Below are 24820 nucleotides of genomic sequence, written 5' to 3'. Positions count from 1 at the left end.
GGGCAAAGGGGGTGATGAAGGTTGATTGCGATTATTAATAAAACGTATTAAAAGCAAAATAATAATACAAAGATATTATGACAAATTAAAAGTTAAATTCAATAGACAAATTAAAAGTTGACAACAGTTATTGAAATAACGGAATACCTATTTTTAACATTGATACAATTGAGTTGAACATATCCGCTCCTATCATTTTCTATTATATCCTCCCATATGATAAATAATTATTTTAGGGAGTAATATACCATTTTAGGTGGGTGAAAATAAACGCAATTTAGTGGGTGAATTTATATTAGCATTAACAAGATAAGAATCTAATCTTTCTTCAATGCCTAATTATTTTTTAATAAAATCGGCTAATAAAACCATATTCTTCTGCTGAAAAAGGCATGCTTTTTCAATTCCGCAGAAGAATATATCACCGAATGACGTAATTTTTTCGTTGCCCATTTTTAATTTTAGTTATAAAATCATTAGACGCATGATATAATATATTATAAGCCACCTTTTGGGTTATTGTTTGTATTTTGCTGACACTTATATTTTACAAGAACTCAAGGGTGGCTTTCAAGTTTCTAACGGTGGATTAAAATAATAAATAAAAAAATAATAAATAAAAAAAGCTAAAAAAATAATGGACGGAAAAATTAACGAAACTTTGGAAAAAGATACCAAACTGCGTTTTCCGCATATTTATTCCGTAGAAGCGTCAGCCGGTTCCGGCAAAACCTATACGCTTACCCTTCGCGTTCTGCAGTTTTTGCTGTCCCGCCGCAACATTAAAAACAATAATCTTACAAATATACTGGGCATTACTTTTACCAACAATTCTGCAAAAGAGATGAAGACTCAGGTGTTAAAGAAATTAAAATCTTTAAATTTAGGTTTGCTGGATGCCGATACCCTAAGTTATATTTATGATATCACTTCTTTCGGCGGCGATACTTCAGCCTCCGCTGCCGCGTTTGCCTCTAAAGCTGCGGAAAACTTAATAGATAATATACTTTCGAACTATCACGATTTTCAGATAAGAACCATAGACAGTTTTACGTCGAAGATACTTAAAGCGTCTGCCGCCGAAATGGGGCTGCCTCCGGATTTTGAAATATCTACCGAAAGTTCCGGCATTACCGATTATGCAGTCTTAAAAATGATAGAGTCGGCCGAACAAGGCGTTTTAGAAAAATTTTTAGACTTGCTCTCAAGGAATATAAGCAGGGACGGAATCGATTTTAATCCGGCGGACAAGATTAAAAATGAGATGAAACGCCTGCTGGAAATCGAATCGGATTATAATTCCGAATTTATTGCCGATTTTTCGGTTCAGGAAAAATTAGACGAAAATTTAAAACCGGTAATAGACGGACTTAAATTCTTGCTTGAAGCGGCGGAAAAAGAAGGCTTGGAAATTAACGGCAGGTTTAAACCGGAAACTATAGAAAAAATTAAACTTTATTTAAACGATAAAAACTATTTCGGATTAGTAAACGACCGCAAAGGGTTTCCGTATAAAAATAATAAAAATTCCGCCGGTTATTCCGAAAAATGGGAAGAATTATATGACCGTTTTAACGGATATATGCCTGAAATTGCAAAATTAAAGAGCCTGCCTTATTTAACCATGTACGGATCGTTTAAGAAGGAATTAATAAACGCTTATAAAATTTTGGGACTTGTTTATATAAGCGACGTCAATAAAAAATTAAGCCGGTTTTTAAGGGAAAATTCGGTTCCGGAGGTATATTTTCAACTTGGAAATTCGATTTATCATTATTTTATAGACGAGTTTCAGGATACTTCCAAGGTGCAGTGGCTAAATCTCAAGCCTTTAATAGAAGAATCCCTTGCCAAAGGCGGTTCGCTTTTTACGGTAGGAGATTTAAAACAGGCTTTGTACGGATTTAGGGGCGCAGATTACAAGATAATGAAAGCGCTGAACGACGACGGCGGCAGATCCTTTCCGTCGATAGAGGAATTTAAAAAAGTTTCTTTAAAATTTAATTACAGGTCGGATAAGATTTTAGTCGATTACGTAAATAACGTTTTCAAGACGGATCTAAAACGTAAAGTGGAAGCGGTAGGCGATCCTGCCGGTTTTTTAACTTATGAGCAGGATACGCCGACGGACGAAACGGGAAGACATACCAATTTGGGCGGTTATTGCTCTACCGAAATATTTAAAAAAGAAGATAAAAATAAAAATCATGAAAATAAGCATAAAGACAAATATAATAACGACGATAATAAAGATGAAGACGAACCGCAGGGCGGTCTATCGGAATTTAACGTTTTAAACGCAATAGAAGACCGGCTCTTAGAAACTATAGACGACCTCGTAAAAGTCCGCAACTACGGCTGCGGCGATATCGCCATATTAGCCCAAAAGAACAAATACCTCAACTATTTAGCCGGATTGCTTATAGAAAAAGGTTACAAGGTAGTTACGCAGAGCAGTTTAGACATCAGGAACAGAAAAATTATAAGGGAAATCGAAATACTTTTAAATTTTTTAAATTCCCCTACAGACGATTTTAATTTCGGAAGTTTTATTATAGGAGATATTTTCGGAAAAAAAATAAGTTTGCAAGGCGCCAAAAAATACGCACGCGAAGAGTTTGAAAAATTCCTGTTTGAAACTAATTTAAATAATTTAAAAGGCGAACCTCTTTATATATTGTTCAGGGAACGCTACGGAGATTTATGGAACGAATGTTTCGATGAGTTGTTCGGTAAAACTGGATATCTTCCTCCATATGAAACAACGCTTTATATATATAAAGCATTTAATATAGCGGAAAATTTTCCGGAAGAATCGGCTTATCTGGCACATTTTCTTGACGCATTGCAGTATGCCGAAGAAAAGGGCTGCGCAGATTTAAACGATTTACTGGATTTAATAAAAACCGATAATTCTAATTCAAATTTAAATGCCGTAGATTCCGGCGAACTGTTTTCTATAGATCTTCCCGAAGTAAAAGATGCGCTTACCCTTCTTACCGTCCATAAAGCTAAAGGACTTCAGTGGGATGCCGTTATAAACGTTTTTGTCGCCGAAGAAAATTACGCCCTGATGCCCGATTCCGCAAAAAGCGCCGGCGGAAAAGGAAAAAAAATAAATTATTTTGCGGCGGAATCGGACGATTCGAAAGATAACGGCGGGATTGGAGATGCCGAAGACCCGGATACGCATAAGCCTTTAAACCTTTTTTATATAACAAAAAGCATGTTCGAAGGAAAAAAAGACGAACCTTCCCGCTCTCCTTATTTGGAATCGGTTTATTACGGCGCCTTAAAAGACCAAAATATCAGCGACTTAAATAATCTTTACGTTGCGCTTACCAGGGCGAAACACGAGATGTATAATTTTATTATTGCCGCAGACGAATGTCCTTTGCCCTCAATAAGTTCTGGGGAGAAAAAGTTTAAAAATAAAAACTTTATCGAAAATAAAAATGCCGAAAACGCTGGCGGTTTTGACGAAGAAACGGCGGTAGCGGTATTAGATTGCGGATTTTGCGATATAGGCTATGAATATGCGATAAAAACAGGCAGTCAATATTTAAGCGTAAAAAGAGGGGATGTTTTCCATAAAATTTTAAGCGAAATTAAATATGCCGAAGATTTTGAAAATTTAGACCCGTTAATAGAAAAATGCATGCTTCTGTTAAGATTCAAGCCGTCCGCCGAAGATTTTTACGAAACAAAAGCCGAAATAAAAGAAAAAATATTGCGGATAAAAGAAAACGATTATCTCTTGAAACTGTTTAATAAGGAATTATGCAGCGTTTATACGGAAAAAGAATATCTTTCGGCATCCGGCGCAATCTGCAGAATGGACAGAATATCAATATTTAAAAATTTAAAAGAATCAGAATCATTATCAGAATCAGGCGAAATCTGCATATTGGATTATAAAACGGGGCATATCGATAAAAAAGAAAAGGAAAATTACGAATCCCAAATGCAAAGATACAAATCTATTTTAAAAGATATATATAAAGATAAAAAAATTTCCGCAGTCGTATATAACATAGACGACGGCGATTTATTTCATTTTTGATAAAATTTTAATAAATTGTAATAACTTATGAATAATTTTCATATATTAAAAAAATCGGCGGATATTATAAAATATACGGGCGATTTAGTCCTGAAAGAAATTAAATCCGGACAAAAAGTTACGGTGATATTTCCCAACAGAAGACCGGTTTATTTTTTGTCGCAATACATTTCCGGCATATATAAATCCGCCGCCGACTCTATAAAAATGTTTTCCATAGACGATTTTATAGATACCTGCTGGGAATCATCCGACGCCGCTATTTTTTATCCATATGCAAAAATAAATCCCGCCGAAGCGATTTTTCTTCTATTTGATTTAAATAAAAATCCGGAAATCAATTTGATAAAAGATGCAGAAAAATTGGATGTTTTTATGCCGTGGGGATATAAACTTTTCGGCGATTTCGAGGAACTTTTAATTGAAATGACGGATCCCTCGTCGTGCGACGCTATAATAGCCGAAAGAATAAATCCGGACTCAAATTTGCAAAATTTCTCGGATAAATTTGCAAAGTTTTCCAAGATGTATAAATCTTTTTATGAAACTCTCGTAAAATCCGGATTTACTTCAAGGTCTTACAGATATAAAACATTTGCAGAAAATATTGACGCAAATATTACGCCAAATCCGGATGTTTTTTCGTCCGTTATAAACGGCAGGGTAATTCTTGCCGGTTTTTACGGCATTACCGCATCCGAAGCAGTTATATTTAAAAATTTATTAAAAAATAATGGTTTTGGCGGAGAAAATCAAACGTTAATAGTATCTAAGACGGGCGCTTCCGTCGCCGATTTTTCGTCAAAAATAGGCTTAAAACCGCCATCCGGCGGCAATATAACGATGAAAGACGAAGAATATAAAAACAGGGAGAATTACGGCAAACTGTCGGAGGTAAAAGAATTAACGAAAGTAACGGAATTTACTGAAGAATCAGAGTTAAACGGAATTAATTTTTATTTCAATAAAGTTTCGTCGGTACATAACGAAATAGCCCGACTTAAAGAAATTATCGATAAATCCGTACAAAAACTTTCTTCCAAAGATTTAATAGTATTATCTAAAGAAGATTATCTATTTCCGTTAATACATAATGTCCTTAATTCTTTAGATAAAGGAGATTATAATATATCTATCGGATATTCTTTAAACAGGACGCCTATATATACGCTTTTTAACCTTTTGTCGGTAGTGCACGGCAGAAAAAAATACGATAAATTTTATGCAAAAGATTATGCATCTTTATTTCTTCATCCTTACGTTAAAAATATAAGCGGAAAATTGCAGGCACTGCCGCAGTACCGTTTTGACGCCGTTCAGACAAGGACGATTTTTCAGGCTATAGAATCTTATATTAAAAAGAATAAAATTTTATTTATTTCGGTCAAAGAAATAGAAAACGCCGTCTTACCTGCCATCTCCCTATCGGAAGATTCCGTCAAAGCGTATATTGGCGAGATGCACCGGTTGTTTATATCAAATTTTGAAAATATAGAAAATATAAAAGATTTTATTGAAAAAATAGTAAAAATAATAGATGCCGTATCGCATAATTCTTCGGCGGATAAACATCCGTACGGCTCTAAATTTATAGAATCGGCTTTAAAAGCCGTAATGGAATTCGACGCGACTAATTTCGGACATTATAAATTCGAGGGAGTTTCGGGATATTTCAATCTTTTAAAAAACCTCTTGAAGCGGCAGAAAGTTCCTTTTAAAGGCACTCCTATTAAAGGTTTGCAGATTTTAGGCCCTCTCGAAGCCCGAAATATAAATTTCGACAGGATATTTTACTTAGGCGCAAACGAAGGAGTATTGCCCGACGTTTCAAAGGAAAATACAGTTTTGACGGAAGAGGTAAGAAGATTTCTAAAACTTCCCGATGCCGGAGAATCTTCAAAAATTCAGGAATACAATTTTTTTAACCTCGTATCCGGCGCAAAAGAAGTATATTTATTTTATAACGATTCAAGCCGGTCGGAAAAATCGCGTTTCGTAGAAAAAATTATATGGAATATTCAGAAAACAACAAAAAATTTGAAAGAACCGAAGGAAATAAATTCCGCTTTTAAAATTAATTTTAATCCGGCAGAACCGTCGCCTATAAAAAAAACCGGCGAAGTAAAAGATTATCTTTGCGGCATCGAATATTCCGCCGCAAAACTCGATACCTATCTTAAATGTCCGTCTATGTTTTACTACCGATACGTATTGAATATTAGGGAGAGCGGGGATATCGGAGAAGATATAGATGCCGCGGGTATCGGCAGCGTGATTCATAGCGTACTAAACGAATATTTTAAAGTATTTGAAGGCAGGGAATATATTTTCTCTAGCTTAGAAAAAGAAAAAATAAAAATAGGCGGAATATTGAACGAAAAATTTAACGACCGCGGCTCGATGGTTCTTAATCTGCAAAAGAAACAGATATTGACGGCTCTTAACTTATTTATCGAAAAAAGGGCTAAAGATTTAGCGGGCGTAAAAATAACAGGCGCCGAATATCCGCTGGAAGGGGCTGTAACGGTAAAATTGGCGGACGGCTGCGAAAGAGCAATAAAACTTATGGGCAGATCCGATTTAATTATAGAAAAAAACGGCGAACACTTTATTATAGATTATAAAACAGGAGCGTCGCTAACCTGTCCGGATAAAAATTTTATACCTGCGGCCGAAAACAGGGATGAGTGGTTAAAAAACGTTAAATCCGTACAACTGCCGTTTTATATAATTATTTATTCCGCCTGCAAAAGCGTCGGACATTCCAATATTACCGCCAAATTATGGGGGATTAAAAAAAACGAAGAACGAAAGGTAGATTTAAAGGACGTTAATCTTTTAAACGCGTATGCAAAATTTATCGGGATGCTCATAGAAGATATAATAAATTCGGAAAATTTCGACTTCGTTAAAAAAGAACCGTATAAGAAAAAAATATGCGGCTTCTGTTCTTATTCCGTTTTATGCGGTAGAATTTAATATAAAAGTAATATTAAAATTAAAGGTCATCTTTATGCTTCTCAAAAGCTCTGATGAGCGGGATAAATTAGAAATTATTAAATCTTTTTACAAGGCGCTTGCGGATGCTTCCGAGGCGATTTATTATGCCGAAACCGAACGGGAACTGTTTGATAAAGTTTCAAAGGCGGTGGTGGAATGCGGACTTTTCAGCGCCGTATGGATCGGTTCTCCCGGCAGGAATTTGCTTTTTAAATATTTTGCCGCATACGGTCCCGGCATAGATGCATTAAAACATATTAAAATCAGCATTAAAGATACTCCCGAAAACCAGACTTTGGCGGCAAGGACGTGGAGGCAGGAGAAAATACTTTACGATAATAACCAGATTGAAGATCCGCTAAGGAAACATTTTTCAGATTTTTTAAAAAAATATAAATGGCTTTCGGCGGCTACTTTTCCTGTTTTTAAGAGCGGTAAAATATACGCCGTTCTTGCCGCCGTATCGGACAGAACAGGTTTATTCGATAAAGATACCGTAAACCTTCTTGAAAGAATAGTAAAATTAATGGAAAGCGCTATAGATAAGATACAACTGCATGCTATAGAAAATAAATTCGAGAAGTTTAAAAAGTACGCCGAAAAAAAAGTTGGACATGCCGCGAGATACGATGCGCTCACAGACCTTCCTAATTACGAAACGTTTGAGTCCGAGATTAACAGGCAGATAGAAAAAGGGCGGCGCTTCGGCGGAAACGTCGCGGTAATTATTTTAGATTTGGACGACCTTAAAACGGTTAACGATTTTTACGGAACGACGACCGGAGACAAGGTTTTAAAAATTATTGCCGAAAGGCTTTTAAAATTTGCAAAAGACAGATATACCAAAGATTCTTTTTATGTTTCGAGGCTTGGAGGCGACGAATTCGGCATTTCTTTGTTTTATAAAGATTCCGACGAAGATATTTACGCTATAGCGAAAGATATACTTAAAGAAATTAACCTTCCTTATGTTTCGGACGGCTTAAAAATAGACTTAAAAGCAAGCATAGGCGTTACTAAGGTGGCAGATTTAAATTCCAAAAAAGCCGAACCGGATACTTTGATAAGAATGGCGGGACAGGCTATGTATAAATCCAAGGCTATGGGAAAAAATATGGTAAATTTTTTCAGCAGCGACGAAGAGCTTGGAATGGTCGAATATTATCAGAAACTGCGCAATATAGAAAAAGCGCTTAAAGCAAAAGAATTCGTCATGTACTATCAGCCCAAGGTCAATTTAAAAACCGGTAAAATATTCGGTTTTGAATCATTAATAAGATGGATAGATAATAAAGGCAACGTTATTTCTCCGGCAGAATTTATACCCTTAGCCGAAACTTCGGAAACTATCGTCGATATAGGCGATTACGTTATCAAGGAAACGGTTAAGCAGATGAATATTTGGGCTGAAGCAGGCAAAGAATGGCAGGTCTCTATTAACGTTTCGGCCAGACAGCTTCGAAAATACGATTTTTTAGAAAAACTGGAAAAAGTTTTAAAAAAATACCCATCGGTGAAACCGGAACTTATTCAATTAGAAATAACCGAAACGGCGGCGTTAGAAAATATTGCGCACGTTAAGGAGATTATTAAAAAAAGCTCGGAATCGGACATAACTTTTTCGATGGACGATTTCGGAAGCGGCTATTCGTCGCTCCTGTATTTTAAAGAACTTAACGTAAAAGTCATTAAAATAGATATTTCATTCGTAAAAAATATGCTTGAAAATGCCGAAGATACCTTAATTATAGAAAGCATAATAAGCCTTGCCCGCATATTCGGCAGGGAAGTAATAGCAGAAGGAGCGGAAACTGCCGACCACTGCATAATATTAAATATGCTGGGATGTTCTAATATTCAGGGGTATTATACAGGCAGGCCTGTCCCAGCCGATAAAGTAATAAATTGGACGCAGAATTATAAACTGCCCGACGATCTTGTCCAGTGGAAAGATATAACTCTTAATATAGAAGATTTTCCGGTAGCCCTTGCATATACCCAGCATAACGACTGGATTAACAAAGTTTTAGAACTTAACAAAGGAGCGGATATATCTATAAATAAAGATAAAGTAAAAAACTGGAAAGAATGTCCTTTCGGCATATGGTATTACGGAACGGGAGTTAAATACGGACACATTAAAGAGTATAAAGAGATAGGTAGAGTTCATAAAAACCTTCATGAGCTTGCATATAAAAATCTTGTTTTGACGCTTAATGGAAAATATGAAGAATCAGAACCTTTAATCGGCGAGATAAGCAAAACGCGCGAAAAACTTAGAGGGTTATTGTTTAATTTAGCCAAAATTATAGCTAAACGTTAGAATGTAAATATTAAAAATTTAAAAAATATATCGGCAATGATATAATAACAAAATAAAAAAATTAAATAAATAAATTAAAAGAGGAGAAAAAAGACTATGCTGAACGAAAAAATAATCGAAATTTTAAAACATGAAGGACCTGCGACTTTTGCAACATACGGTACCGACGGAATACATCTTGCCGCTACGTGGAACAGCTATATAGAAGTTCTGCAGAACGATACGCTTTTAATACCGGCCGGACATTTAAATAAAACACAGAGAAACGTCGAGGCGGGAAGCGAAGTGCAGATGATTTTAGCTTCAAAAGACGTCGTCGGCCTGCAGGGCGGGGGTGCCGGTTTTTTATTAAAAGGCAAAGCAAAATTTGAAGGAGAAGGCGCAAATTTCGATAAAATCAAATCTCATTTCGACTGGGCAAGATCGGTTATGATTTTTAACGTAAAAGAAGTTACGGAATTAGTTTAAAATAACAATACTAAATGCTAAAAATAAGGAAAAAGGCGTCAGATTAATTTTGCGCAATAAGAAAAAGGTGTCAGATTTTATTTTACGCATACGAAAAGAAACAATTAACGATACAAGATATTGCGTAAAATTAATCTGACACCTTTTTCTACTCTATGCAGGATTAAGGTAAATCAATGTCTGCGATTGAAATATTGCGTCGGGTCGTTAATTCCTGCTTCTTCAAATCCGCGCTTTCTTAAAATGCAGGAATCGCAAACCCCACATGCCAAACCTTCTATAGGGTCGTAACAACTATGGGTAAGATTAAGCGGCGCTCCTATCTCAACAGCTTTTAATATAATATCTTTTTTGGTTAACCTTAAAAGCGGAGCGTTTATTTTAAAACTTATCTCGCCTGTTACGCCTGCTTTAGTAGCTAAATTAGCCATGTTTTCAAATGAAGCTAAATATTCGGGCCTGCAGTCGGGATATCCGCTGTAGTCTATATAATTAGCTCCGATAAAAATATCCGACGCCTTTTCGACTTCCGCTGCGGCAAGGGCATAAGACAAAAAAATAGTATTTCTTGCGGGAACGTAAGTTGCGGGAATATCGTTTTTTTCTATATTATCGGAAGTTCTTTCCGCTTTTATTCTGTTTTTAGGCACTTTTATATTTTTATCAATTAAAGCTGAACCTTTAATGCCGCTAAAATCGAGGTTTACGATAATATGCTTTTTTAAACCGAAAAAGTTTATTATATTTTTAGCGTGTTCTATTTCAGTTTCGTGTCTCTGATTATAAAAAAAAGTAACCGGAACAGGCTCAAATCCTTCGTCTATGGCAATTTTAAGAGTAGTAGTCGAATCTAAACCGCCGCTGAAAAGTACTACGGCTTTTTTATTTTTATAACCGCCGTTATGTTTATTATCGTTAATGTTCATTTATATTATTATAACAAATTTTTAGAATATAGTGTTGAGTAAAAAGCGTGAGGAAAAGGTGTCAGATTTTTTTTACGCATACGAAAAAAAAACAATTAACGATACAAGATATTGCGTAAAATTAATCTGACACCTTTTCCTTTGACGGCTTTTCCTTAGTTGCGGATTGCCGCATCTTTATAATTTAATATACTTGTGTTATAATTATTTAAATCTAATTCGCAGTCGGATTATAAATTAGCAAAATTTAAATCGAATTTAAGTCGCGTAAAATTAAAATTAACCGAATAAAATAACCAAAAAAGGAATATTATGTTAAAAAATTATCCTCTTTTTATAAACGGCAAATGGATTGAAAAAAAAGAAACTTATGAAGTGATTAATCCTTTTAACGGCGAAACGGTTGCGCTTTTGAGCAAACCCGACGAGTCCGACGTCGAAGCGGCGGTTTCTTCCGCAGAAAAAGGATTTCACAAGATGAGAAGCCTTCATACATACGAAAGATTCGAGATATTAGAAAAGACGGGGGATGTTTTGAAACGCAACGCTAAAGAGATTGCGCATTATATTTCTTTGGAAGTAGGAAAGGCTTATAAATATTCTCTTATAGAAACTCAAAGGGTAGTCAATATTTTTAAATACGCCGCCGAAGAAGCAAAAAGGATACACGGCGAAACCGTACCTATGGACGTAGTCAAGGGGTTTGAAGACAGACTGTCTTTTTATTTAAGGGTTCCGGTCGGCATTATAGGCGCTATTACGCCGTTTAATTTTCCGGTCAATCTCCCTGCCCATAAAATAGCTCCTGCTATAGCCGCAGGAAACAGCGTCGTGTTCAAGCCTTCTATAAACGGTTCTATAACCGCATATTTTCTGGTACAGGCTATGCTTGAAGCCGGACTGCCGGAACATGCGCTGAACCTGCTTTACGGCGATAAAGACACCGGAGAAGCTATCGTAACTAACGATAAAATCCGCATGATAAGTTTTACCGGAAGTCCGAAAGTCGGCAGGGAAATAATGGCTAAAGGCGGCCTTAAAAAATATACCATGGAACTTGGAAGCAATTCCGCCCTTATAGTCGATAAAACCGCCAATATTATAGAAGCCGCAAGAAAAGCGGTAATCGGCGCTTTTTATAATTCCGGACAGGTCTGCATATCGCTTCAAAGGATTTACGTGCATCAGGATATAGAAAGCGAGTTTTTGGAACATTTTATTAAAGAAACCAAAAAATTAAAAATAGGCGACCCGCTCGACGAATCTACCGACATCGGTCCGGTTATAAATTCCGAATCAAAACAGAGAATTATAGGCTGGGTGGAAGAAGCAGTCAAAGAAGGCGCAAAAATAGAACTCGGCGGCGACTTTAACGGAAATATAATGAACCCTACCATATTTTCGGGCGTTACCGATAAGATGAAAATATCCTGTCTCGAAGTTTTTGCCCCTATAGTTTCGACTGTTCCTTTTAAAGATATTCAGGATGCCGTCCGTATGGTAAACGACTCAATTTACGGACTTCAGGCCGGCATATATACCAATGATATTAAAAATGCCCTATATTTCATAAAACATATCGATACCGGAGGCGTTTTAATAAACGACATTCCGACTGCGAGAGCCGACCACCAGCCTTACGGCGGCGTAAAAGAGTCCGGCATAGGGAGGGAAGGCGTAAAATATGCTCTCGAGGAAATGACCGAACTTAAATTTATAAGTTTTGCCTGATAAACTTTTCTTTAATATTTTTACTTTTTTAGATTATGTGATATATTTAAATATACGGTTACGTTTAATATAACCGTCTTTTAAATAATAAACGTAATTAAAAATCGATAAATTTAAAATGGACGTTGATAAAATAGAAACGGATAGCGGCGGAAATGTTAACGTAAATATTATTAAAATAAAAAAAAATGAAATAATCGACCAGATTATCTATAATGCATTGACGTCGAATATCGAGCTTGGAATTACCGTTTTTCCTCAAGACCAGTTTTTTAAATCTTATTTTATAGAAATAAAGTCTAAATATTTAATTATAGACAGTCTTATGCCTTTCTACGGAAACAAGATACTGCCTAAGACGGAACATCTAAAAATCAACATAAAAGAAAACAATCAAATAGTGGACAAATATTTTGTTTCAAAATATAAAGACGAAATAACTTCGGGAAACGAAAGTAATTTTTTGATTTATAAACCTGAAGAAATAGTAATAGTCGAAAAAAGAAGCGTTCTAAGAGTTTCAACCGGCGAATACAATGCGGCTTTTATCATCGGCAAATATCAAAATAACGACTTTTTTTATCCTCTGTATGATTTATCGTGGAACGGCATATCTTTCAATTCCGATGTAAAAATGGAACAGGGAACATTATTAAATAATACTATTGTAAAATTTTTAGATAAAATTATTCATATGGATTTAAAAATTATTCATTCTACTTATATTAATAATGACGGAAAATTCAGGATCGGATGCTATATAAACAATATTTCGGAAAAAGACAGGGATAACTTGATTAACTTTATTTTAAGGATAGAAAGACAAAATATAAAAAATGCCGATTAACTAAGTAATAATACAAGAAAATAGCATATATTATTTCTTATCGATAAAGGTTAACGGGAATATCGGACTGAAAAATGCGCCGGACATTTATATAACGTTTAAATCGAATGCTTTTTTGAAAAATATTTCGGCTTCCTCGGATTTACCGGAATTTTTTAGGCATCTTGCATATTCGTAAGGGTACCTGGGGTTATTGGGGTTGTAAGCCATGGCGCGCTGAAAATACCTCAGCGCTTTATCGTACAGTTCGTATATTTTTCCTCTCATTTCTTCGCCGTAAACATAGCCGTACATGTTTTTAGCGCCTTTAGATTCCGAAAAGTTTTCGCCGCCGCGTATATTTTCTATTTTGCGAAACAGCCCCGATTCGGAATGTCCGTCGCCGATGCCGTTTAATTTAACTGCGTCAGCGGCTTTTATATCAGGGGATTTTCGGGCGTTTTTCTCTTCCGTTTTTAAATCGATGCAGTCGGCAAGTTCGTCCATAATAAAAAGTCCGTTCATAAAGCAGATTTCGTCTTTAGTATAGTATCCGTTAATTTTTTCTTTCCATCCCGAAAGTATTAAAAAAAACTTATCGTATGCTTTATCGAAAAGTTTAGGGTCGAAAGCGGCTTCGTCTCTTTTCGACTTTTCCCGTCTGAATTCCGCAAAAAGGTCGTCTTTGCTTTCCGATTCGTTTCCTAAATCGTTATCAAATCGATATTCCGCATCGTCTTCCGGTTTATCCTCTATATTGTTTGTTATAACGGGAATTTCCCTTGCATATATAAGCAGATTATAAAAAAAAGTTAAAGATTCCGCCTCTTTAATTTCGTATAAAAAGTTGCATAAATTAAACAGATGGGGAATTATATGATTCCTATATTTTGTTTTGGGCGCGGCGCGGAAAAGATCCGCATATGTTTCTATCAAAGCAGGTAAATTTTGCTTATCGTGCTTAGAAAGTTTTTTAAGAGCCTGAATAACAGTCAGATAATAATTGGATAAAAGCGTTTCAAAAAGCATAATGCTTAATTCGCTGTTTGATTCGTTTCTTTTTAAGGCGCCGGCTTCTATTTTTTTTTCAGCTTCCTTTTGTATTTCGGCAATATTATAATTATAACCGCAAGAGTTCAGACTTTTTAAATAGCCGTCGAACGATTCCTTGAATATTTCTACTTGTTTAGCAAGATTTTCAAAATCCAGATTATTTTCTTCTTTATTTTTTTTCATAAATTTATACCCCGTTATTTCTTATATTTTTTTATTTCTTTATTTTTAATTTAACGCTTAATAGTGCTAGTCGCAAGATCGCCTATAAAATTAATTAAAGCCGTTTTCGATACCGATTTTTCTGCGGCATCTTCCGTTTTTAAAGCAAGAAGCCTTAATTCTTCGCCTGTTTTGCGGTCTATAAAAAGGAGTTTCATATCTTCCTTAGTATCTTTCAGCATCGCTAAACGCATTGAGGTATTAGATTCGATATCTAATTTTATATCGTTAAGCATTATTTTATCGTTTAAATCTAATTTGCTTATGTCGGTTAAAAGTTTCTGCATAATTTCTTTGTTATATATCATAAGTTTGCCGTCGTTTCGGTCTTCGCCGTCTTTAGAAATATTATCGGCGGAATCGCTATTGAAACGCCTGAGCCCCGACGTATTTTCAAAATATTTCTCCCTGTAATATCCCGTATTTTTATCGATTAAAACTTTATAAGCATCTGCAAGCCGGTGCTTGTCATCGCTAAGCGCTATAAGATTGGCGACGTTTTCCCTTCCATCGTCCTGCAGTTGGTTGATATGATGAATTTCTATCCTTCCCGCTATTTCTCCTTTTTCATAATCTCTTAATCCGTTTAAAAATTCCATATCCCTTATTTTTACATAATGCATAATTTTTTGCCAGTTATGAATCGATTCTATTTCTAAAATTTTTTTATCGTTTACCGTTACTTTTAAGTTTTTGAAGCCGTCTAAAGTATCTTTATACTCCTTTAATCTTCCTAAAGAGGGATTTTTACCGAATTCTTCGCCTGCGTCCGCATAATCCTTTTTAAATTTGTAAGCCGAAGGCGTTTCGGTTATAGAGTATCTTATTTGGCTCAACTTTCCGGAGGCATTATCCGTTAAGTTTATTATTCCGGGGGCGGCGTTTTTTGCGCCTATGGCGATATCCGGCTTGATACGGGGAATTTTTTGTTTTAAATCGAAATAATTTTCAAGTGTAAATTTTGACAGTTTATATTCTTCGTTGAATTTCCGGTCGTGTTTTGCGTAGTTGCCCGCATATTTAGCCGAATTTATATCGTTAAATTTTTCCGAGGACATTATTATGTTTTTAACCGTTATATTTCTTCCGTACGGAGTCATAGAGCTGAAAGAAGCTCCCTGAACTTCGACGAAACTGTTTTTTAAAAACAGGTCGTTAAAATTGCTTTTAACGTCTTTGTCTATAAAACCGTATGTGTTTAATAAAAAATTTTCGCTGTTTTTTACTATAAAACCGGAATTTAAAAGCGCTTTTATTTCATTTTCGCCTTTTGAAATAGCTCTCTCTTTTATTATATCTTTATTATTTTGATTTAAATTTCGAATATCTAAACTTCCGTCCTTTGCCGCCGAATTTATTGTCTGTCTTTTAGGCTGAAAAGCCGTTTTATTCCACAGGTTTAATTCCATAAGATATTCTCCTTAAAAATGTTTTATATTTAACAATATATCAAATTAATGTTACGGTATTATGACAATAATGTTACGATTCGGTTAAATTTATGTTAAAAATATGTTAAAAAAAACTTCCGTATATGATATGATATGAAGTTGCGAGGATTTATAAAATTATGGATAAAAAAAATAAAAAACTAGATATCTACATTTTCAATACGCTTTCCCTTTCAAAAGAGCTGTTTAAGCCGATAAACGAAGATAAAGTCTTAATGTACGTGTGCGGAATTACGGCTTACGACCTGTCTCATATCGGACATGCAAGGGCATATATTACTTTCGATATAATTTATCGTTTTTTAAAAAGCGTCGGTTATAACGTAATATACGTCAGAAATTTTACCGATATAGACGATAAAATTATAAAAAAAGCTAATGAAGAAAAAAAGACTACCGAGGCGGTTTCTTCAAAATATATAGACGAATATCATAAAGATATGGATGCGCTTAGCGTTTTAAGCCCCTCTTACGAACCCAAGGCGACCGAGACTATTCCGGAAATGATAGAAGTTGCTTCCAAGCTGATAGATAAAGGCAACGCATACGAGATTAACGGCGACGTATTTTTCAGGGTGAATTCGTTTAAAGATTACGGCAAGCTCTCCCATAAAAATATCGACGAATTAATTGCCGGTTCAAGAATTCCGGTAAACGAAGAAAAAGAAAACTTTTTGGATTTTGCTTTATGGAAAAAGTCAAAAGAAGGAGAGCCGAGCTGGGACAGTCCATGGGGTAAAGGAAGGCCGGGCTGGCATATAGAGTGTTCAGCCATGAGTATGAAGTTTCTCGGCGAAAGCATAGATATACACGGCGGAGGTTCCGACCTTATTTTCCCTCATCATGAAAACGAAATTGCCCAGTCGGAAAGCTATACCGGAAAAAATTTCGTGAATTACTGGATACACAACGGCTTCGTAAATATAAACAGCGAAAAAATGTCGAAATCCCTTAAAAACTTTGTTACAGTAAGAGAAGTACTGGAAAAATTTCATCCTGAAGCGTTAAGGCTTTTCTTTATGTTTACCCATTACCGGTCATTTATAGATTTTTCTTACGAAGGAATAGAAAGCGCAAGGCAGAGCCTGCTCAGGCTTTATCAGGCGGTAAATCTTTATAACGAATTTAAAAAATTGACGGACGAAAAGCGCATAGAAATAAAAGACGCAAATGAAAAATATGAAGGTTTTAAAACTGAAAACAGCGTCTCAGCCGACGACGGCAATAACGGCAGGACAGTTAAATGTAAAAATCCGGAAAATATCGAAAGGTATATATCTCTATTCTACGCTTCTATGGGCGACGATTTTAATACCGCCAAAGCTTTATCGGTTATATTCGACCTAGTCAGAAAAACCAATAAGATTATAAAAGACGCTATGGCGCAAAATTTTATCGAAAGGGCGGATTTAACCTTTTTAGATTCCGCTATGATTTTAATGAATCATTCTCTTCCCGATATATTCGGAATTTTAAACGAAGACCCGAAGTTATTTATAGAATCTAATTCCGCGCCGGTAAACTATGAAGACGGTACAACGGGGGTTTCGCCGGCTGTCGCTATCGGCGCCGAAGAGATTGAAAAACTTATAGAACGGCGGAACGCATTGCGCAAGAGCAAAGAGTACGCCGCGGCTGACGAGATAAGAAAATCGCTTTTAGAAAAAGGGGTAACTCTGGAAGATACTAATTTTGGGACTACTTATAAAATAATCGGCGTAAATTGAGTATAGGGGTAAATTGATTATGAACGTCAAGGAAATGGCGGAAGAATTTTTAGCCTGTCCGAAATGCCTCGGCAATCTCATTTATAAAGAGATTGAGGAAAAAGAAATACTTATATGCAAAAATTGCAGGGTTTACTATCCGGTAGAAGACGAAATCCCTATTCTATTGATAGAAGACGCAAAAAGTATAGACGAACTAAAAGTCGGCGCCGATGAAAATATTTTCTAAATTAAAAAGTTTTTATTTCTTAAATTCACATTTTTTTAAATCGCTGAAACGGTTTGATGCCGATATTTCTTTACATAGCACAGAGTTTGACGGAACGGAAAGGGCGGGAAAATCCGTACGAAAAAGAATATGGATTTATGCCGAATCTATCGGCGAGTTCAGAATTGCGGTTTACGTGGCGGATATAATCGGACGGATATTTTCCGAAAAAAACGGCGGCGCCGAGCCGCCGCTTTTTTTTATAAGTTTTAAAACGTTTTCGACGCTTTCGGTCGCGCAAAACCGTAAGGACGGCGAAATATTATATTTTTTTCACCCTTTCCTGCCGGCAAGAGCGGTTTTCAAAAAATATATAAACTCCGTAAAACCGGATTATTTTATATCCGTTCAGCACGCCGTTTCTAAAAAATTAATAAAAGAGCTTTTAAATTTCGGGTTTAATTCAAATTCAAAACTTAAATTAATTTTTACAGGTATTTCGGTTTCCGATTTTAAAAAAATGAATATAAATGGTGAAAGCGAAATTCCAAATAATGTTTTTCTTTCGTCTGCGATTTCGTTAAATTCAGGAGGAATAGACGTTAAATCTGAAGTTTTGCCGCTGTCCTTAAAATATATCTCTTGTATTGGAGCCGATAAAGTTAATAAAATTGAAAAAGTTGAAAAATTTAATAGAGGTGAAAACTTAGAGGTTAAAATTATATCTTTCGTTTCGATACATAAAAAAGAATCTATATATATATTGAAAATTTTAAAAGAAATAGCGTCTGAAGAAAAACTTCCCAAAAACTTACTTTTAAAGTTTATTTTAGTTCCGAGAAATATTAAAATTGCCGGCATGCTTTTTAAAATAGCTTCCGATGCCGGTTTTAAGGCTGTTTATTATGGTTTGGGAAAAATTGAAAATCCAAATAATTTAAGTAAATTAAGAAATCTAAAAGAATATGGTTTAGAAGTTTTTTTAAATTCAAAAGAAGTCAACGTTTTAATAGTAGAACGTTACGGCATATTAAATAAACTATATCCAGTTTCCGATATAGTTTACGTAGGCAAAAGCCTCTTTGCAACAGAAAGCGGCGGACATAATATTCTTGAACCGGCCGGATACGGCAAGGCTGTCGTTACGGGCAAATATGCCCTGAATTTTATGGATATAACCGGCGAAATGGCGAAGAATAAGGCTTTAATTTTAACGGATGAAAAAAATATTAAAGAATCTATATTAAAACTCATAGAAGACGATAATTTAAGAACGAAAACCGGAAGAAACGGATTAGATTTTTGCTTAAAAAAGAAGGAAGAATTTGAAGAATATTTTAAGAAATACCTGGCTGCGATGTTGTGACAGCGCCGGAATTGAATTACAGCGCTGTAATATCAAAATGCGTCGGGGACAGAATTTAATTCTGTCCCCGTAATGCGGAAAGGAAATTATGAATATATTTTTATTTGTAGTATCGACGAGAATTATTTTAATTTTAATCCTGATTTTATTGATTTTATTTTATTTCTGGATAAAATTTTTTAAATTAAAAATCGATTTTATAAACCGCAAGAGCGAAAACAGAAACAGGTTTAAACTTAAAGAGATTAACGGAATAATACATTTTCATACGTTGTATTCCGACGGGTCTGGACGCATCGAAGATATCATAAAAACTGCTAAAGAACTTAAAGCGGATTTTCTCGTTTCGTCCGACCATAACACGCTTAAACCGAAATCTGACGGATTGGAAGGTTATTATGACGGACTTTTTTATTTTGCCGGAGAAGAAATTAATACGGAATTTGGACATTTTCTTGCCTTAGGTATCGAAAAAGAGATAAAAAGAGGTAAATATAAGGACGTTTTGTCGGAAATAAAAAAGCAAAACGGAGCGGGGATTATATGTCATCCGCATAACTGGTGGACGCCGTGGAAAAATTTTAAAGTAAAAGGATACGACGGCATAGAGATTATAAACTTAGATTCACAATGGCGCGGCATGAATCCTTTATACATGATTGCCGTAATTTTTACTTATAAAATAAATTCTTTTTATGCTCTTCATTTTTTGTCGCATAAACCGGTAAAAACGATAAAATTTTGGGACTCGGTTCAGAAACACAAAAATATGAAAACGGGCATAGCGTCTGCCGACGCTCATTCAAACGTTAAGGTAACGAGAAAAAAACGCGTTAAATTTCCTAAATATTCGGAGCTTTTTTCCGTAGCAAGAACCCATGTTTTTCTTGACGATAAGCCGTCGGGCAAAATAGGTGAAGACAAAAAGAAAATAACGGAAGCGATAAAGAACGGAAGATGTTTTTTTGCTTTCGACATGTTCGGTATCCCAAAAGGTTTTTATTTTGGAGCAGAGTCTTCGGACGGGAAAAAATATTTCAGCGGCGATTACATAAACGCCGCCGAAATTAAAGATATCGAAAAAGTTAAAAGCAATACAGGCGGAAATATAGACAAAAACGATAAAAAAAATGTTATAATATTTGCGGGAATAGACATTAACGGTAAGAAAAATCCTTATAAAATAAATTTATTTAGAAACGGCGGAAAAATATTTTCGTCGAAGAATACCGACCTGATTTATGAAATAAACGATTTTTCAAAAGAACATAAGTCAGAGCCTAAGCCCGATTTTTACAGAGTGGAAATAGACGTTTATTTCGGGCGCAAAAAAATAACGTATCTTTATTCAAACAATATAGAAATATACGGATGAGATAGATTATGAGCAATGCTAACGATAATTTAAAGGCGGACTTAAACGCCGCAGATATTGAAAAAATAGACAGAGAATTTGTCTGGCATCCTTTTACGCAAATGGCGGATTGGGAAAAAGAACGCAACCTTTTAATCGAAAGAGGCGAGGGCGTTTACCTTTACGATATTCACGGAAACAGGTATATTGACGGAGTATCGTCCTTATGGGTAAACGTTCACGGACACAATAATCCGGAAATTAATTCTGCGCTTAAAGAGCAGATAGATAAAATAGCGCACAGCACGCTTTTAGGGCTTGCAAACGTGCCGTCGGCGATTCTTGCCGAAAAACTTGTAGAAATAGCGCCTAAAAATCTTAAAAAAGTTTTTTATTCCGACTCCGGTTCGACCTCCGTTGAAATTGCCATTAAAGTAGCTTTTCAGTACTTCAGGCAAAAAGGGCCTAAATATAAAGACAAGAAAAAAATAATAGCCGCCACCTCGGCTTATCACGGAGATACCATAGGAAGCGTTTCGGTAGGAGGAATAGGGCTTTTTCATTCCATATATAAACCCCTGTTGTTTGATACGATAAGAATAACTTATCCCTACTGCTACAGATGCCCTTACGGTTTACAATATCCGGACTGCGCTTTGCACTGCGCAAAAGAAGCCGAAAAGATAATCAAAGTGCATGCGGAACAGTCCTGCGCTTTAATTATAGAGCCTATGATACAGGGTGCATCGGGGATGATAACTATGCCTGTAGGATATTTGAAAAAAATAGAAAGGGCATGTAAAGATAACGGAGTTTTGCTGATATTGGACGAAGTCGCTACAGGTTTCGGCAGGACGGGAAAAATGTTCGCCGCATTCCATGAAAATGTTTTGCCGGACGCAATGTGTATGGCAAAAGGGATTACCGGCGGCTATCTTCCTATGGCGGCTACTTTGTTTACGCAGGAAATTTACGACGGGTTTCTCGGAAAACACGAAGACAATAAAACATTCTTTCACGGACATACTTACACAGGGAATCAGCTTGCTTCAGCCTGTGCAGTAAAATCTATCGAACTTTTCAAAAAAAACGACCTTTTAAATAAAATGAAACCGGTTCTTAAACGTTTTAACGAGTTTTTGAAACGGTTTCATGACCTTAAACACGTCGGAGACATAAGAAATATAGGACTTATGGCGGGAATCGAATTAGTTAAAGATAAAGAGACCAAAGAGCCGTTTGCCGAACATGAAAGAATAGGGCATAAAGTTATTTTAAAAGCAAGAGAGAAGGGCGTCATCATAAGACCTTTAGGCGACGTAATAGTCTTAATGCCCCCGTTAGTTATAGACGAAAAAACCCTTGAAACCCTTTGCTCAGTCGTTTACGAATCTATCGAAACGGTAACTTCAAATAAATAATAATATAAATATTTATAATACGCGTATGAATTTAAACTCTTTAAATAAAGGTTATATAGGGGTATTTTTTTCCTGGGCGTTGGCCGCAGGGCTTTTTTACCCCGGAATTATTTTTTTAATGTTTTTAGAGTCGTGCGCTATTCCTGTTTCTTCGGAAGTTGTTTTAATGGTTTCCGGTTTTCTTTCCGGAGAAGGCAAAATAAATTTTTATCTCGTTGTTTTAAGCGCCACGGTTGGAACTTTGGCCGGTTCGTCTCTGCTTTATTATATAGGCAAAAAAGGTGGAAGGCGTATAATAGAAAAATACGGAAAATATTTCTTGGTAAATAAAAAAGACCTTGAAAAAGCCGAAGTCTGGTTTAAAAAATACGGTTCTATAACTGTTTTTATCGGCGTATGCCTTCCGGTTATTAAAACTTATATCGGTTTTCCTCCGGGCGCTTCCCTTATGAATTACAAAAAATTTGCCGTTTATATCGTCATAGGCTCGCTTATATATAACGCTGCCGTCGCCTATCTCGGCTTAGTAGTCGGACGAAATATTAACCTTTTCATTCCGTATTTTAAAAAATTCGGCATTATTCTTATAGCGGCCGTTATAATGCTTATAGTTATATATTTATACAGGCATATAAAAGAATCAAGATAATATTAATTCTTTAACTATACAATTTTACAAAAAACGCCTCTTGAATATATTATAATGATTAGAAAAAAATCGCACCCTGCGGCTGTAGGACGTTTCGCTACCTACGGCGAAATAGTTAAGAATTTTACCGTTCGCATTGCGGACAGCGGCGAAATTGCCGATAGAGTCGGCGGCGGAATTACATCGCCGGCTTTGTTAAAAAACGTAAAACTTTCTTATATTATTGTGTTATATTTAGTATCTTTAATTACCGCCATAATTTTGACGCTGTTTTTAAATACCGTATCCGGATTTACGTTAACGATAGAATATATTTTACTGTCGGTTTTTATTTTTTTCATATTATACTTTACGATAAATAAAATAAAAAGTTTAAAAAACGAAATAAACGGAGTTGCTTCTGCCAAAAACGATGAAATAAAAAACTTTTCAAAAGAAGAAAAATCTTTCGACCTGGGTATTTTAAAAACTTCGGCAGGTAAAACAGGTAAGGCGGGAACGGGCGGTAAAAAATATCCGGACGTCGTTATTGGACTCGACGAGAAAAAAAGATACGAACACATGTTAATAGTTTCGCCGACCGGAGGAGGAAAAACTTCCAACTATATAATCCCCGGAATTATTTCCGATGCTTCGTCATCCGGTATATCGGTTTTTGCGGTAGATATAGACAGCCCCTATTTATACGAAGCGGTTAAAAAAGACTGGAAAAAAGCCGGCAAAAGAGCAGTATTGTTCGACCCTTATGCGGAATTTTACGAAGATTCGGTAAATTTTAATCCGCTGACCGATAAAAACGGCAAACCTTTAGCAGACGATAAACTGTTAAATATTGCTTCCATGCTTTTTCATGCCGATAAAAACGAGATAAAAGGCGGCGACGTCCATGCCCATAAATATTATGCAAGAAGGTCTGCAGACCTGTTTTATGCCGTTCTTATTTATTTAAAATACAGATATGAAGGCGGTTATTTCGACCTTTTTACGGTTAAATCGTTTTTTGAAAGAGGAGTTAAATTTATCGAAAACGAAACCGTAAAATTTAAAGGAGAAAACGAAAAGAAAATAAAAAATTTATTTAATAATTTTTTAGAACTTCCCGTTTACGAAAGGGCAAAAGTAATAACCGACGTATTAAATAATTTAGATTTTTTAAACGATACGAAAGTCGGAAAATATTTTAAAACTAAAGATAAGAATAAAAATAACGATAAAGATAACGAATGTTTTAATTTAGAAGACTTTTTTGCCGAAGATACCTTGTTTATAGCAGGCATTCCGAAAGAAAAATTAAATTCTGGAGGAGACAGGCTGATATCTTTTATTACGCAAATGTTTATAAACGGAATATACGAAAACAGAAGAAGCGGTTTAAGGAGCGTCGATGACGCCAAAAACGGCGGCGAAATTAAAGATGCCGGACGCAGTTTTTTCGTTTATCTCGACGAATTTCCTGTTTTAACCTTGAACGATTTCGATACGGAACTTGCAAATTTAAGGAAAACAAATACCGGCGTATGCATAACGGTTCAGGATATAGCATTTTTAAAGGAACATTACGGCGATACGGCTTTAATTGCGTCGAATATCGGAACCCATATCGTTATGGGTCATGCCGGCTGGGAAACCTGCAAATATTATTCCGAAATGTCCGGCGAGCGCTACGTATTGCATAAAGAATTTTTAAAAAAACATATCAATGACTTAGATTTCGGCGAATCCCCCGTAGCTTCAGGTTTATATCCTTTAATTTCACCTGACGAATTAAAAAATATGGATAGAAATTCCGTTTTTGTTTACACTAAATACGCAAACCCTTTTATATTGAGTCTGCCTTATAACTTACCTTAATCCTGTATAGCAAAAAAGAAAAAGGCGTTAAAGAAAAAAAGAAAAAGGTGTCAGATTAATTTTACGCAATATATTGTATCGTTCATTGTTTCTTTTCGTATGCGTAAAATAAAATCTGACACCTTTTTCTACAAAGATTTTCGTAAATTTATTTCTGCATATTTATTGCGGAAATCATGGT

General features: G+C 35.6%; 16 protein-coding genes. 13 read left to right on the top strand and 3 right to left on the bottom strand.

The window, feature by feature from the left end; genetic code table 11:
* The first annotated feature begins 637 nt into the window (after positions 1-637).
* From EVJ48_08070 to EVJ48_08055, 4 genes are all read left to right on the top strand, one after another.
* Positions 638-4063, top strand: a complete 3426-nt coding sequence (locus tag EVJ48_08070; protein RZV37928.1) for a hypothetical protein — start codon at positions 638-640, stop codon at positions 4061-4063.
* 27 nt (positions 4064-4090) lie between these two features.
* Entirely contained in the window at positions 4091-7042 is a 2952-nt protein-coding gene (locus EVJ48_08065; GenBank protein ID RZV37927.1) for a hypothetical protein, read from the top strand.
* 34 nt (positions 7043-7076) lie between these two features.
* Complete coding sequence (locus tag EVJ48_08060) at positions 7077-9386, top strand: EAL domain-containing protein (protein ID RZV37926.1); 2310 nt, start codon at positions 7077-7079, stop codon at positions 9384-9386.
* Positions 9387-9482: 96 nt separating this feature from the next.
* Entirely contained in the window at positions 9483-9854 is a 372-nt protein-coding gene (locus EVJ48_08055) for an FMN-binding protein (GenBank protein ID RZV37925.1), read from the top strand.
* 173 nt (positions 9855-10027) lie between these two features.
* On the opposite strand, the gene queC is transcribed toward EVJ48_08055, so the two are convergent.
* Positions 10028-10780 (bottom strand): 7-cyano-7-deazaguanine synthase QueC, encoded by a 753-nt coding sequence (gene queC / locus EVJ48_08050; protein ID RZV37924.1) that lies wholly within the window; start codon positions 10778-10780, stop codon positions 10028-10030.
* 312 nt (positions 10781-11092) lie between these two features.
* Here queC and EVJ48_08045 point away from each other — a divergent pair, with 312 nt between their 5' ends.
* Positions 11093-12511 carry an aldehyde dehydrogenase family protein gene (locus EVJ48_08045; GenBank protein ID RZV37923.1) on the top strand — a complete coding sequence of 473 codons (1419 nt, stop codon included), beginning with the start codon at positions 11093-11095 and terminating at the stop codon, positions 12509-12511.
* 118 nt (positions 12512-12629) lie between these two features.
* The gene (locus EVJ48_08040) at positions 12630-13358 is read left to right on the top strand and encodes a hypothetical protein (GenBank protein RZV37922.1); all 729 of its coding nucleotides are present in this window, start codon (positions 12630-12632) and stop codon (positions 13356-13358) included.
* Positions 13359-13445: 87 nt separating this feature from the next.
* Here EVJ48_08040 and EVJ48_08035 read toward each other — a convergent pair whose 3' ends face one another.
* Both EVJ48_08035 and EVJ48_08030 read right to left on the bottom strand, forming a co-directional pair.
* Positions 13446-14573: a tetratricopeptide repeat protein gene (locus EVJ48_08035; protein ID RZV37921.1), complete on the bottom strand. Its 1128-nt coding sequence runs from the start codon at positions 14571-14573 to the stop codon at positions 13446-13448.
* Between the two features lie 50 nt (positions 14574-14623).
* Complete coding sequence (locus tag EVJ48_08030) at positions 14624-16021, bottom strand: hypothetical protein (GenBank protein ID RZV37920.1); 1398 nt, start codon at positions 16019-16021, stop codon at positions 14624-14626.
* A gap of 161 nt (positions 16022-16182) precedes the next feature.
* Here EVJ48_08030 and EVJ48_08025 point away from each other — a divergent pair, with 161 nt between their 5' ends.
* The 7 genes from EVJ48_08025 to EVJ48_07995 all read left to right on the top strand — a co-directional run bounded on the left by EVJ48_08025 (position 16183) and on the right by EVJ48_07995 (position 24639).
* The gene (locus EVJ48_08025) at positions 16183-17790 is read left to right on the top strand and encodes a cysteine--tRNA ligase (GenBank protein RZV37919.1); all 1608 of its coding nucleotides are present in this window, start codon (positions 16183-16185) and stop codon (positions 17788-17790) included.
* 19 nt (positions 17791-17809) lie between these two features.
* A complete protein-coding gene (locus EVJ48_08020; protein ID RZV37918.1) occupies positions 17810-18019 on the top strand; it encodes a Trm112 family protein in 210 nt (69 codons plus the stop codon).
* Positions 18003-19364: a hypothetical protein gene (locus EVJ48_08015; protein ID RZV37917.1), complete on the top strand. Its 1362-nt coding sequence runs from the start codon at positions 18003-18005 to the stop codon at positions 19362-19364. Before EVJ48_08020 ends, EVJ48_08015 begins: the two co-directional genes overlap by 17 nt.
* 88 nt (positions 19365-19452) lie before the next feature.
* Positions 19453-20739 (top strand): hypothetical protein, encoded by a 1287-nt coding sequence (locus tag EVJ48_08010; protein ID RZV37916.1) that lies wholly within the window; start codon positions 19453-19455, stop codon positions 20737-20739.
* Positions 20740-20747: 8 nt separating this feature from the next.
* Positions 20748-22139 (top strand): adenosylmethionine--8-amino-7-oxononanoate transaminase, encoded by a 1392-nt coding sequence (gene bioA / locus EVJ48_08005; GenBank protein RZV37915.1) that lies wholly within the window; start codon positions 20748-20750, stop codon positions 22137-22139.
* A 25-nt stretch (positions 22140-22164) separates the two neighbouring features.
* Complete coding sequence (locus tag EVJ48_08000; protein ID RZV37914.1) at positions 22165-22788, top strand: DedA family protein; 624 nt, start codon at positions 22165-22167, stop codon at positions 22786-22788.
* Positions 22789-22842: 54 nt separating this feature from the next.
* A complete protein-coding gene (locus tag EVJ48_07995; protein ID RZV37913.1) occupies positions 22843-24639 on the top strand; it encodes a hypothetical protein in 1797 nt (598 codons plus the stop codon).
* Positions 24640-24820: the final 181 nt, after the last annotated feature.

The organism is Candidatus Acidulodesulfobacterium acidiphilum (assembly GCA_008534395.1).
Classification (GTDB): domain Bacteria; phylum SZUA-79; class SZUA-79; order Acidulodesulfobacterales; family Acidulodesulfobacteraceae; genus Acidulodesulfobacterium_A; species Acidulodesulfobacterium_A acidiphilum.
The sequence above is the reverse complement of the archived record's forward strand: the minus strand, read 5'-3'. Positions and strand labels throughout refer to the sequence as shown.